Source organism: Cytobacillus oceanisediminis (assembly GCF_022811925.1).
GTDB classification, from domain to species: domain Bacteria; phylum Bacillota; class Bacilli; order Bacillales; family Cytobacillaceae; genus Cytobacillus; species Cytobacillus oceanisediminis_D.
This window is the reverse complement of the sequence record NZ_CP065511.1, coordinates 2,258,188-2,271,490: the sequence shown is the minus strand read 5'-3', so window position 1 is coordinate 2,271,490 and position 13,303 is coordinate 2,258,188. Positions and strand designations below refer to the sequence as shown.

12 protein-coding genes are annotated in these 13,303 nt (G+C 42.8%); 4 read left to right on the top strand and 8 right to left on the bottom strand.

Annotated elements, in window-relative coordinates; genetic code table 11:
* Positions 1–203: 203 nt before the first annotated feature.
* Both IRB79_RS11610 and IRB79_RS11605 read right to left on the bottom strand, forming a co-directional pair.
* On the bottom strand, positions 204–1,178 hold the full coding sequence (locus IRB79_RS11610; RefSeq protein ID WP_243508559.1) for a bile acid:sodium symporter family protein: 975 nt from the start codon (positions 1,176–1,178) through the stop codon (positions 204–206).
* 4 nt (positions 1,179–1,182) lie between these two features.
* Positions 1,183–2,574 (bottom strand): FAD-binding oxidoreductase, encoded by a 1,392-nt coding sequence (locus IRB79_RS11605; protein ID WP_243508558.1) that lies wholly within the window; start codon positions 2,572–2,574, stop codon positions 1,183–1,185.
* 199 nt (positions 2,575–2,773) lie between these two features.
* Here IRB79_RS11605 and IRB79_RS11600 point away from each other — a divergent pair, with 199 nt between their 5' ends.
* Positions 2,774–3,484, top strand: a complete 711-nt coding sequence (locus IRB79_RS11600; RefSeq protein WP_243508557.1) for a FadR/GntR family transcriptional regulator — start codon at positions 2,774–2,776, stop codon at positions 3,482–3,484.
* 48 nt (positions 3,485–3,532) lie between these two features.
* On the opposite strand, the gene IRB79_RS11595 is transcribed toward IRB79_RS11600, so the two are convergent.
* Entirely contained in the window at positions 3,533–5,611 is a 2,079-nt protein-coding gene (locus IRB79_RS11595; RefSeq protein ID WP_243508556.1) for a DUF4179 domain-containing protein, read from the bottom strand.
* Between the two features lie 158 nt (positions 5,612–5,769).
* Positions 5,770–6,681, bottom strand: a complete 912-nt coding sequence (locus IRB79_RS11590) for an SDR family oxidoreductase (protein WP_243508555.1) — start codon at positions 6,679–6,681, stop codon at positions 5,770–5,772.
* A gap of 95 nt (positions 6,682–6,776) precedes the next feature.
* Here IRB79_RS11590 and IRB79_RS11585 point away from each other — a divergent pair, with 95 nt between their 5' ends.
* Positions 6,777–7,745, top strand: a complete 969-nt coding sequence (locus IRB79_RS11585) for a helix-turn-helix transcriptional regulator (RefSeq protein ID WP_243508554.1) — start codon at positions 6,777–6,779, stop codon at positions 7,743–7,745.
* Between the two features lie 367 nt (positions 7,746–8,112).
* Positions 8,113–8,682 carry a glycerol-3-phosphate responsive antiterminator gene (locus IRB79_RS11580; RefSeq protein ID WP_217030689.1) on the top strand — a complete coding sequence of 190 codons (570 nt, stop codon included), beginning with the start codon at positions 8,113–8,115 and terminating at the stop codon, positions 8,680–8,682.
* Positions 8,683–8,724: 42 nt separating this feature from the next.
* Here IRB79_RS11580 and IRB79_RS11575 read toward each other — a convergent pair whose 3' ends face one another.
* Positions 8,725–9,261, bottom strand: a complete 537-nt coding sequence (locus IRB79_RS11575; protein ID WP_431833418.1) for an MgtC/SapB family protein — start codon at positions 9,259–9,261, stop codon at positions 8,725–8,727.
* 332 nt (positions 9,262–9,593) lie between these two features.
* Positions 9,594–9,770 (bottom strand): hypothetical protein, encoded by a 177-nt coding sequence (locus IRB79_RS11570; protein WP_243508553.1) that lies wholly within the window; start codon positions 9,768–9,770, stop codon positions 9,594–9,596.
* 4 nt (positions 9,771–9,774) lie between these two features.
* Here IRB79_RS11570 and IRB79_RS11565 point away from each other — a divergent pair, with 4 nt between their 5' ends.
* Entirely contained in the window at positions 9,775–11,571 is a 1,797-nt protein-coding gene (locus IRB79_RS11565) for a lamin tail domain-containing protein (protein WP_243508552.1), read from the top strand.
* Positions 11,572–11,617: 46 nt separating this feature from the next.
* On the opposite strand, the gene IRB79_RS11560 is transcribed toward IRB79_RS11565, so the two are convergent.
* Positions 11,618–12,397: an HAD-IIA family hydrolase gene (locus tag IRB79_RS11560; RefSeq protein ID WP_243508551.1), complete on the bottom strand. Its 780-nt coding sequence runs from the start codon at positions 12,395–12,397 to the stop codon at positions 11,618–11,620.
* Between the two features lie 162 nt (positions 12,398–12,559).
* Complete coding sequence (locus IRB79_RS11555; protein WP_243508550.1) at positions 12,560–13,300, bottom strand: MBL fold metallo-hydrolase; 741 nt, start codon at positions 13,298–13,300, stop codon at positions 12,560–12,562.
* Positions 13,301–13,303 lie beyond the last annotated feature (3 nt).

Below are 13,303 nucleotides of genomic sequence, written 5' to 3'. Positions count from 1 at the left end.
CCCATACTTTAATAACACTTCCAGGAATGAAAGTGCATAAAAGCATGGGTTCTCCGTTTCTCCACCATAGTTAACTTGTCTGTGACAATTCTAGTATTATTTGTAAACGTTGTCAATAAAATATAAAACTATTATTATCATTCAGTACAAAAAAGGTGCCTGCCCTTTAAATCTTAAAGAGCCAGGCACCTAAACCCATATATCTAGAACTTCACTTCAACTGGCTGAACTGCAGATTCAGCTTCACTATCAACAGCAGGTTTTTTCGACCAATAAGTCGCCAGAATCGGTCCTGAAATGTTATGCCAGGCAGCAGCCAGCACGCTTGGAAGTGCTGCCAATGGACCAAAGTGAGCAGTCGCAAGCGCAACGCCAAGACCTGAGTTCTGCATTCCCACTTCAATGGCAATCGCTCTACGGTTTACTTCATCCTGACCAAGCACTTTTCCTGCAAAGTAGCCAAGCAGGAGTCCGAATCCATTGTGAAGCATGACGGCTGTAAAAATCAAAAGCCCTGATGCGGCAATGGTTGCTGAATTGCCTGAAACGACTGCAGCTACAATCGTGATAATCGCCGCTACCGAGATAAGCGGTAAAACAGTTAAGCTTTTTTCCACAGCCACAGGGAAAAATTTCTTGATTGCCAGACCTAGAACAATTGGAACAATGATAACCTGGACAATAGACATAAACATGGCAACAGCATCAACCGGCATCCATTGGCCTGCAAGCAATAAGAGAAGCAGCGGTGTCATGATCGGCGCCAATAGGGTTGAAACGGAAGTCATGGCGATGGACAATGGTACATTTCCCTTGGCCAGATACACCATAACGTTTGAGGCAGTTCCCCCAGGTACACATCCGAGCAATACCAGGCCTGCTGCCAATTCTGCCGGCAAATTCAAAAGTTTCGCAATGACGAAAGCGACCAGCGGCATGATGATGAACTGTGCACAAACTCCGATCAACACAGGCAGCGGTTTGGTAAAGATGATTTTAAAATCGACTGCCTTCAGTGTAAGCCCCATTCCAAACATGACGACCCCTAGAAGGATGGTGATATAGCCACCCAACCCTAAAAATGGGTCTGGAACCATAAAGGCAATAACGGAGGTTAAGATAACCCAAACGGCAAAATATTTTCCGGCAATGGTACTGACCGCTTCTAATACCTTCATATCATCACGCTCCTTCTTTTGTCTTTAAGATTTTATTTGGATTAAAAAGGTTATCTGGATCCAGGGCCTGTTTGATTTTTTCCATAACCTGAAGCGCCTGACCATGTTCTTGTTGCTGGTATTTCTGCTTGCCTACCCCTACACCATGCTCACCCGTACATGTTCCGCCCCGCTCAAGAGCATAGAGGACAATTTGTTCATTGAACTTTTCTGCCTTTGCCACCTCTTCGGGGTTACTCATATCAATCATAAGGAGTGTATGGTAATTTCCATCCCCCACATGCCCGACGATCCCTCCAGGAAGTCCCAGTGAATCTACCGCTTCCCTGGCGTGGATGATAGCGCCAGAAAGTTCTGAAATCGGAAGGCAGACATCCGTCACCATCATTTTCTTCCCGGGATGGCCGTGGATATAAGCATAAGCAAGGTTATGCCGGGCCTCCCACAGGCGATTTCTTGCTGCATTATCGGTTTCAAATTCAATATCGAGACAGTGATGGTCTTCGACTATTTCTCTTGTGAACGCGACATCCTGCTTCAAGCCGGCTTCATTGCCGTGAAACTCCAAAAAGAGTGTCGGACTTTCGTTATAGTTCGTTTCACTGAACAGGTTCACCTGCTTCATGGATGGTTCATCCACAAGCTCCACCCTGGCAATCGGAACACCTGCCTGTAATACGGAAACTACCGCTTCAACCGCATCATTCAATGATGGAAAAGAAGCTCTTGCCGCCATCACATGCTCCGGAATTCCATATACTCTTAATGTCAATTCTGTAAAGCAGCCAAGCGTCCCCTCAGAACCAACGAATAAACCATTCAAATGGTATCCCGATGAGGATTTGGCAGCCAAATTACCTGTATGTATGATGGACCCATCAGCCAGAACCACTTCCAAATCACGCACCTGGTCACGCATGACTCCATATTTGACCGAAGTTGTTCCGCTGGCATTAGTTGCCGCCATTCCGCCAAGCGTAGCATCCGCTCCCGGATCCACAGAGAAAAACAGTCCATACTTTTTCAATTCCTTGTTGAGCTGTGTGCGAGTCACACCAGGCTGTACCCGGACAAGGAAATCATTTTCACGCACTTCGAGGATTTTATTCATTAAGGAAAAATCAATCGTAATTCCATGTTCGTACGGTATGACGTGCCCCTCGAGACTGGATCCCAGGCCAAAAGGAACGATTGGAACTTTATATTCGTTTGCCAGCTTTACAACTTCACTGACCTGCTGGGCTGTGTCTGGAAAAACCACAATATCGGGAAGACTCTCCTTATGGTATGATTCATCCCTTCCATGCAATTCTCTTACTGTCTGATTTTCAGTTACCTGCTGCTCAGAAAGAACCTCCTTTAAAGCATGTACGAGGTTCATACTAGCTGTTTCCATCCTATACTCCTTCTTTCTTCTGCTGAAAATTTGGTCAAACCAATGTTATAATTGGTCCAACAAGTTAAGTCAATTATACTAACTTATCAGAAAAATTCAATTATTAATTTAATTATTTTTTTAGTATTGATTAATAGATTTTAGGTCTGTTACATTTAGGAAAGTTAATAAGGCCTATTTTGAAATGAGGTTACGTGGAATGGCGGAGAAAAAAAAGACCTATCTAGTTTTAGTAGATAAAATTATAGAATGCTATTTAGGAGGAATTCTCAAACCGGGTGAACGGCTGCCCTCAGAGAGAGAATTGGCAGGCCAATTCAATGTCAGCCGGACAACCATCAGAGAAGCCCTGAGAACCATGGAACTGAACGGGCTCATCGATATCCGCCAGGGAGGCGGAAGCTATGTTAAGGTCTCTGACGTCCAATCAAGAAAAGAAGAAATCATCACTGCTGTCAAAGCAGAAAATCCGCTAGTTTATGAAATGCTGGAGCTCAGGCGTGCACTAGAAGTCGAATCCTCCTTCCTTGCTGCCAAAAGAGCCACTTCAGCAGACCTGGAGAAGCTGCGTATAGCATTGAAACATATGGCTCTTTCCAAACAAGACCCGGAGTTAGGGTTAAAAGCCGACCTTGACTTTCACATTGGGATTGCCGAGGCCACCCATAATTCGATTTTCATAGACTTGATACATACCCTGAGGGGACATATGGAAGATACGATTAAGGCTACACAGAATCATCGCTTTAAGGATCCGTCCCGTTACGAGGATACAATGGAAGAACATAAGGAAATTTATCTGGCTATTGCCTCTGGAAATGGGGATAGAGCGAAGGAATTGATGGAGGGGCATATTACGAAGATACGGGAAGAATTGGCGGAGTCGATGGTGGTTGATTTAGGGATATAATGGCTTAACCGAAACTAAGAACTTTTATTGAATAGAAGCAGGCAACCCTTATCGGGTTCCTGCTTTATCTTTTACAATCAGCTCCGTCTCAATCTCTACTATATCATCCAAATATTTAGTAGTATTATATCCTGTAATATCCAAACTTTTCGGAATCACTTTATTACCAGGTAATTTCACGCTTTGAACAGTAAAGAAGTGACGGGGCTGTTCCATTTCTTCGTATATTTTTGGTGTAATCTTATTCATATCATATTCTTTCCCATTTTTATCAACAATGACTCCTTCATAGTCTCCCTCCATTGAAATATTTTCATCTTGCTCAGTCTCAATAAAGTAATGAAGCGATTCATACGCTCGATTCTTAATTTCATGATTGCTAAAGATAACGGTGGTCGGCTGACCAATTTCCACCTTGTCAATGGAGATGGTGCTGCCTGCATATTCAAAGGTTTGCGGATATTCCTTGGAAGCATCAAGTTTTATCGTTTTATGATCTTCAATTGATAAATACACACTGCCAAATTGAACCTTAACCTCATTTGTTTCTTTTTCAAAAAGAGGTTCAAAATTCGCCTGGAAAATGCTCCAATTTATATCTGGCTGATTATGCACATAAGAATTTCCATATAGATCAGCTTTCAATAATTTATTGTTAACTTCAAGATCATTAAAATTGATCATCTCTAATCGCTTCGCTGGCTGTTCATTATTTATGCCATATTGCAGAATTGTCGCTGTTGGAGAAAGGATCAGTTTATCCAGCCGAACCGGGACTCCCTCAAGTTCAATTTTTTCATTTAATGCATACTCAGTGGATGGCTGTTTTGTGACAGGGATCTTAAAGTTCCACTCCCCTTCTTCCGGCTTCATATTCAAGTAGGAATCAGAGGAGTCACGTTTTAATTTCATAACTTTATTTAATTTGAGTTTAATTGTACCTGTATCCTCTTTCAGTGGCCTAAGACTCATCTTCCCATGATAAATGTTCTTTTCCTTATTATTAAGATCTGATTCAATTTCAGGAGGAAGGTACCTTGGATAGGTATTTGCCATCATGATTTCCCCTTCGTCCTCAATAAAAACGCCATCATCAAAGTTAATCATAAATTGATTATTTTCATTTGTATCTTCAATCTCATAAAATATAAGGGTCTGAACATCATCAGCTATGGCACCCTTAATCTTTATTTTCACCCCATCGCTTTCTGCTTCCAGGTTCAGCCTTTTCCCTACACCTTCCTGCAGAAAGGCACGCAGCTCCTGGTTTTCCTCTGTCCATGTGTAATAAAGTTTTGAAAAGACACCTGTAAAAACCCCTGCAAAAATGACTAAAACGAATATACTTGCTGCAATAAACCCATTTCTTTTACGTTTATTCCTCTTTTTCTGAATAAGACTTTCCCTTTGTGCAACTCTTTCTTTGATATTTCCCATAAAACCATCGGGTACACTGAATTTCTCAATGGCTTCAGTAAAGTTCCCCATAACTTCCTGTAGGGCAGCTAAATCCTCCTGGCAGTCCTGGCAATGATAGATATGCATTTCCAAATCAATTTTTGCGGGCCGTTCCAGGTTTCTCTCCAGATAATCAACGTAAAGCTTTTGGTACCTATTACAGCCGTGATAGTGCTCTCCATATCCCATTCCGTTTCTGAGTGACTGGAGTCCGGAGAATAAAAACTCCTTAACCTGTACGGCTGGAACCTGGAGAAGCTGTGCTGTTTCGTCCTTAGGGAGTCCATTTATGTATGTTAAAACTAGCACTTCTCTTTCCTTCTCTTTTAACTGATGGAGTTCATGAAATATCTCTTGATGGGAATCACTTTCCTCCGAAGCTTGTAAACTTTTATTAAGAGAAAGCTCCCTGCAGATTTGTATTAAAATTGATAAAACCCACATTTCGAAAGTTGTGCTGCTTTTAAACCTTGGCAGCTCCTTTTCCACCTGTAAAATGGCCCGATAAAAAAGCTCCTCAATACTGCTCTGGTTCCTAAGAAAGGACCAGCCGAGTGCATAAAAAGATCGCTGATGCTGTTCGAACCAGTTAACGATGGATTCTATATCTTTTACTCTTATCGCCACTGGTAAAATGGGATTGTTTTTTGCTGGGATGATCAAGACCATTCTCCCTTCTATGTATGCCTAATTATTTATATACTTGGTTTAATTATAACGATTAAAGTGGGATTGTTCACCAAAATTTGGATAAGAAAGCCATGTTCCCTCAGGTAAAAAAAACTCCTTTTGCAGAAGTTCTGCAAAGGAGTTTTTCCAATGAAAAGCTATCTATATCCGTCAGCATTGGCCGGTTTACCTGCTTCCTGAACCTCAACCAGATATCTGAAAGCATCCGGCTGAGAACCATCCAGATCATGAAAATGATACATTTTCGCCAGCTCCCCGCTTGAAAAGGACCCGCCGTTCAACCGTTTTTTAACAGGATCTTTTGCTATGGCACTAATCGCTCGTCCTATATACCTTGGTGTTTCAGAGATCACGAAATGAGGCTCCTTTTCGGCAGCATCTTTCCAGTTCTCCTCTGTTACCCCAAACACCTCAAGCATGATTTCTGAACGCATCCAGCCGGGTGAAACAGCAACCGCTGTGCAATCATAGGGAGAAAGTTCATGAGCCAATGCTTTAGCCATGCGAATAACCGAGCTTTTGGCCAAATCATAGAACAGTGACAGACGGTAGCGATTTTGATTGTACTCCTCTGTTCCATCTGTGATTTCGGCAACTAATCCGCCTTTGTTTTTGATCAGGAGCGGAAGGGCATAATGACTTGTGATAATATGAGTATCAATCGCCAAACGAAGCATTCTCATCCCCTTCTCCAGGGAATGCTCCCAGACAGGAATCTCCCATTCCATCAAATTTTCGCTGCCCCATATATCATTGACGAGGATATCCAGCCTTCCCTGTTCTTTTTCTATTCTTTCAATCAAAGATCGCACCTGATCAGGTATGAGATGATCCACTTGGACAGCAATTCCAATACCGCCAAGTTCATTGACCAATTCAGCTGTTTCTTCGATTGTTTCCTTACGACCATATTCTGACATCTGATTTCGTGTCGTACGGCCTGTTACATACACTGTAGCTCCTGCCGCTCCCAGTTCCATTGCGATGCCGCGGCCAGCTCCCCGCGTTCCCCCTGCTACCAAAGCAACTTTTCCTTTTAATGTCGTCATTCCGATCTGCCCCCTTTTGTGTTATATCTATACTATAATCATTAATGTTGACATCCAATGTCATATTTAAAACTTTTTGGCCGGGAGTGAACAGAATGCGCGCGGACAGACTCATTTCTATATTATTATTGCTTCAAAATAACGAAAGAATGACCACGAGGGAATTGGCAAAAGAATTGGAGGTAACGGAACGGACCATTCACCGGGATATGGAAGCCTTAAGCACTGCAGGCATCCCTGTCCTGGCTGAACGGGGAAAATTCGGCGGATGGAGACTGCTTGAGAAATACAGAACGAACCTTACTGGGTTAAAAGCTGATGAAATCAAAACCCTGCTTCTCTCCCCCTCCTTTCAGCACCTTGCGGATCTAGGAATCAGCGATGATTGGAAAGAAGCACGCCAGAAACTACTTGCTGCGATTCCCGCTCCAATGAAAGATGATGTTAAAGACATTTCCAATCGAATACATATTGATACCAGCACCTGGAGGCAAACACCGCGGGAAATGAAGTCATTTGGAATACTGCAGCAGGCAGTATGGGATGAGAAAAAACTCCGAATCCAATACGAAAAGGCAGATAAACAAACGATTGAGAGAATCGTTGACCCATTGGGACTGGTAGCTAAAGGGAACACCTGGTATCTCATAGCTGCTTCTGATGAGAAGATAAAAAGCTATCGTGTTTCAAGAATAGTGGATGCCGAACTGATTAATGAGAAATTCAGCAGGCCGAATGACTTTGATCTCGCTGAATATTGGCTGGAATCGAAGCAGAAATTCATTAGCAGCCTGCCTCGGTTTGAGGTAGACGTGGAGATTTCTCCGTCCATCATTCAGCGGATTACTTTTACTGGGCGATTTGTACAGGTGATACACATGGATAACCCTAAGGATAATAGATGGATTCCAGCAAGCCTTTGCTTTGATACTGAACAGGAGGCAAGGGAGTATATACTTGGGTTTGGGGATCAGATTAAGATAATAAGACCTGTTTCGCTTAGGAAAAGTGTGAGTGGGATGGCTGAGGGTGTGGTTAATTTATATAGTGAAAATGAGAGATAAGCAGAGAAAGTATTCTTGAGAGCAGTAGTGCCTTTCTTAATCATTGACGTACTAACCCGAGGTCAACTCAGCTCCTTCCATTCTGGCACTCTACTGTATTGTATATATGTCGCAATACATGAGATTTTGTGAGTTTACACTTTAAATAGCTGTTTAACTACCTTAAAGGGAAAGATTTCACTCTATAATTGTCAAATCATATCTTTATATTCCTTATAAACTACGATAGTTTGCAGTTATTCCATTCTTGCCCTGGATGAATAAATTAATGATTAACGATACGTTAATCACCCACTGCAAAAGTAACTAACCAGTTCAAATTTATGCTATAATAAAGAATATTCAGACTATTAAAGGAGCATAGCAGATGAAACAAAACATTATTGACATTGTCCAATCACAAGTGATTGCATCAATCAAGGAAGAAGACGACCTTGAAAAGGCAGTCCGGTCAAAAGCCAACATCGTCTTCATCCTTACTGGAAATTTGATTACGATGAATGGATACCTGAAAAAACTAAAACAAGCCGGCAAAACTACCTTCATCCATATTGATTTCATCGATGGACTGTCCAACACAAAGAGTGCCATTAAATACATAGCAGAAATCTGGAAGCCAGCCGGCATCATCACAACGAAGAGCAACCTGATTAAATATGCAAAGGAAGAAGGCCTAATGACGATCCAGCGCCTTTTTCTTATTGACCGCAATGCTCTTGTCAAGGGTATCGATATCGCACATAATTGTAAGCCGGATGCGATCGAAGTTCTTCCTGGTCTAATGCCATCTGTCATTGATAAACTGACGACAATGACAGCGCTGCCAATTATTGCTGGTGGCCTAATCAGTAATAAGGAAGACATTCTGAATGGATTAGGGGCCGGTGCACTCGCCATTTCCTCTGGTGATCCAAAACTCTGGAATCTGGATCTCTAACCAAATAGAGCTCAATTCACAGGAGTTGAGCTCTATCTCTTTTCAAGTTCCAACCTCTTCCTCATTTTCTTCTTCTGTTTTTCTTTTTTTCTTAAACCTTGGAAAACGCACTCTCGTAATCTCCCTCTCTTCAAAGAAGTTTCCTAGCCTTGTAATGGTGAATGTAACCAACGTTGCGAAGATGACGATGGTATAAAATCCTGCTCCAATTCCAATCCCGGCTCCCCCAGCGTAAAAGATCATCGCAGCTGAAGTCAGCCCCTTTACTCTCAACCCGTCTTTCAAGATCACACCTGCACCAAGGAAACCCAGACCTGATACAATCTGTGCTGCCAGACGCATAGGATCCATCACTTTTCCGCTATCCGGCTGACTTAGCAGCTCTGCACTTTCGATCGAAACAATCGTAATCAGTGTACATGCCACAGATACATACGTATACGTTTTTAAACCAGCCGGCTTATTTTTCGATGTCCTGTCCCAACCGATTAAAAATCCTAATACAGCACTGACCACAATCCGAAAATAAGTCTCATGCTGCCAGAAGAATTCAGTCATATACTCCATGTAAACCGCCATCCAACCAACTCCCTTCACGATAAAAAGAGACCACGCCATGAAACGAATGCTAAATCTCCCCACTAAAAGTGAGGAAATCATAGTGTTCGCTTCATAGGTGATCTCTTTTGCTCTTCCTACAAGCCGGAGTATATTTTCGTTACTTCTATTATAAAACATTTGCTGCTCCACATCAAGTATTATTCTAATAATTCAGAATATACTTAAATATCCTACCGAATATGCATTGTCACACCAAAGCCCCCATATGATTAAATTAGGAAATAAAATAGTGGGTGGAGATGAAGAGAGCCCTGTGCCAATTGTGTGTACGATGATCGTACATTCTGTTGTCATGGGGTTTTTTTCATTTTTACATAAAAAACATTTTTAAAAGGAGGAAGTAAGTTGAAAATTAAATCAATTAGCTGGGTAGCTGCTTTTATTCTCGTTTTAGGAATCGGAATGGTATTAATTCCAGCACAAAACGCCAAGGCAGAAGATGCAAGCCCACCCAACCTGTTGATCACGGAATTGATTCCTAATACCGATAACTACGCAGGTTATGATGCATTTGAATACTTTGAGCTTTATAACAATAGCCCGGATCCAATCGACCTGAAAGGATATCGATTCGCCTCCCACAATTGGGACGAAGAAATCGAGGAAGCATACATTTTGAAGCCTTGGGAAGCAGTAGTGGTCTGGACAAGAACCGCCTCAATCAGCCCTATTTCACTGGATGCATTTAACTATAACTATTTCTTTTCCTACAAAAGTAAGTATTTAAAAGAAGAGGATACAATCATCCTTGGCAACATCGGCGGGCTAGTCAATGGCGGTAACACACTAACCGTTTATGACCCAGATGGCCACGAAGTCGTCAGAGCGGATTATGCAGCAAAGGACGTTTCTCTAAAGAAAACAGTCACCTTTACCTATCCTAAGGACAATACACGGAAAATGGAAAAATTATCAATAAACCAAAACCCGACTCCGGGATGGCTGGTAGAAGATCAAGCCCCAGCTCGTCCAGTAATAGATAAAGAAGCACCGCATCCACCGGTCAACCTGGAGGCGACTGCTGGCAGCGGAAATGCTACATTGACCTGGGATGCATCTTCCGAAACAGATCTATTCCGTTATCATATTTACAAAGATGGCCATTTGGAATATTCAGTAGATGCATCACAGACAGAATTTCCCCTTTATATGTTAATCGGCAGCCAAACGTACTCATTACAAGTGAGCGCAGAGGATGCATCAGGAAATGTATCGGAAAAATCGGGCCCTGTACAAGTAATACCAGAACACCAAATCATTACTCAGCTTGAACGATGGAAACATCAAAAAGATCCTGCCTATCAAGGTCTATGGGATATCAGTTCGGACGGACCGGTGATTGCTGGACTAGCGCAAGGACTGGTCCCCCAAGGACTAACCTATTATAAGAAAAAAGACTGGCTGCTTACCATAAGCTATGTCGATGATGGAATTCGGCCTGGTACCATTACCGTAACAGATCGCACGACAGGCAAACTGGTAAAATCCGTTGTCCTTTACAACACCGATGGCACACCGTATACTGGTCACGCTGGTGGCGTTACCGTCAGTCGCGATCATGGCTGGGTAGCATCCGAGAATTACTTGTTCAGCTTCAATTTAAGTGATCTGGCAGAAGCGGAAAATAACGGAGAAATCCAGTTCACTAGACAAATACCATTACCGGTCGAGGCGGCTTACACCGTTTATGATGAGGGCATTCTCTGGGTCGGAGAATTCTATGAGGCAAGCTCCTATCCGACTGATCCATCTCACCATATTGAAAACAGGGATGGAGAAATGCACTACGCCTGGATGATCGGCTTCAATTTGGAACGAAACAACGACATGCTTGCTGAAGCCCATTGGGATGGCTCACCTGAGCACAATGCTGTGCCGGATTACGTCCTTTCAACGACTGGAAAAGTCCAAGGCGCCATTATACAAAAAGCAGCAGGGAATGGCATCAAGCTAAGTACATCCTACGGAAGAGCAAACGACAGTGTACTATATCGTTATGAATACCCATTAAAAGAAGACCCTCATTCCTATGCCACTGTCGAAGGAAAAGAAGTACCCCTATGGTTCCTTGATGGACACACTGCTAAACCACGCCAAAGTATCGAAGCAATACCGATGCCAGAAGGAATCGTAGAAGTACAAAAAGAACTCTACGTTGTGTTTGAGTCCGGAGCAGATAAATACCGCTATACGACCACCTATCCGATGGACCGGATGCTCAAAATCGATATGAAGAAATTGATGAAGGATGATAAAGGAATCGAATAACACAAAAAAAGGAAGCGGGATTCTATTACCGCTTCCTTTTTTAATATCATTTTAACGATAGCAATCCACTCACCGAGGATAAGACATAATCTGGCTTCCACGGAGAAACCCTCAAGTCCTCCTCGGTAGTAATCCCACTAAGTACAAGTGCTGTTTTCATTCCAGCTTCGATTCCCATCCGGATATCCGTTTCAAGGCGATCACCGATCATCACACATTCATCCGGCTTAAGCTGCAAAATTTCCAATGCTGTTTCAATCGTTAGAATGGATGGCTTTCCGATCTGTACATCAATCGTTTTCCCGGCAACCGCTTCCACCGCACCAATCATTCCGGCACAGTCCGGAACATCGCCGACCTCCATGGGACAGGTTCTGTCAGGATTAGTTGCAATCATCTTTGCACCAAGCTTTACGGACTGATAGGCAAAATTCAAATGATCGTAGTGAAAATCTCGATCCCATGACAGCACAACGACGTCGATCTCTGCTGGTGTCAGCCCTTCCCGAAATCCGGCAAGTGCCAGTTCATCTTTGATCGGCTGCTCTCCAATCACATACAACGTGGCATTAGGATGGTGTTCCCGCAAATATTCAATCAAGGTAAGTGTCGGATTCAAAATGTTCTCCAGGCTCGCATTGATCTTGAAGCCGCGCAACTTTTCCACATAACGCTGACGCGATTCAATCGTCTTGTTTGTAAGGAATAGCACTTTCTTCCCCTCATTGAAAAGGGAATTCACCACAGTATCTGCTCCTTCAATCAATTGCTTCCCAAGATATACGGTGCCATCCAAGTCAAAAATATATCCTTTCAAGTTTCTCATTGGTCTCCTCCATCCAATAAAGTGAAACTTCAATCAGTGGGTGTCTTACTGCCGGTTAGACTGTAATAAAAAATTCCTTGAGCATGACGATTTCTCCAATTTAATAATTGGATGTCGCCAAACCCAAGGAATCTCCTCATCTCTATCCTTGTTTCTATTTACCTATACTGTTTTCGTCATCAGGTCTTCGCCGATGACGACCTTCAAGATGCTAAGCTTTGCCATCTCTTCTTCATATGGTTCTTTATCTGACAAGTGGACTAACACAATCTCACCGATTTTATCCAAATCATACTTCTCTACAACTTCAACGAGACTGCTGTGGTTACCGGCCACTTTACGAGCAGATGTCGCCTCATGAATTAACATATCTATATGGTCATACTGTCCGATTCGTGCGTTGATTTCCGTATCACTTGAATACACGACTACTCGACCAGGGCATCGTACCTCCAGCCCAACAGTAGGAACAGAATGAAGCGCTTTAAAACAGGAAAACGTCATCTCCCCGCCTGACAACAGCTCCTCTTCCTGATCACCATCAAATGTTTCCACCTCAATGGAAAAGGCGATCGGCCACTTGTCAGCCTCCATTGTCGCCAGCCATTCGTGAAGCTTCTTCTCATTACGGTAATCGCAAAAAATTCGTAAAGGCTTTTTCCTGTCTTCCAGCCACATCCCCCACAGCAAAGATGGCAACCCATAAATATGGTCGATATGAAAATGGGTGAACACCACTGCATCGAGCTCACTTAAGTCCATCTGCATCTGCTTCAGTTTTCTGCAAGGATTGCCGCTGACATCGACCAGGACATGATAACCGTCATTCGAAAAGCAAATTGAAGTATTATCGCGATTGGAACCGGGATAGGCACTTCCCGTTCCCAAAAAATGAATATCCATTTA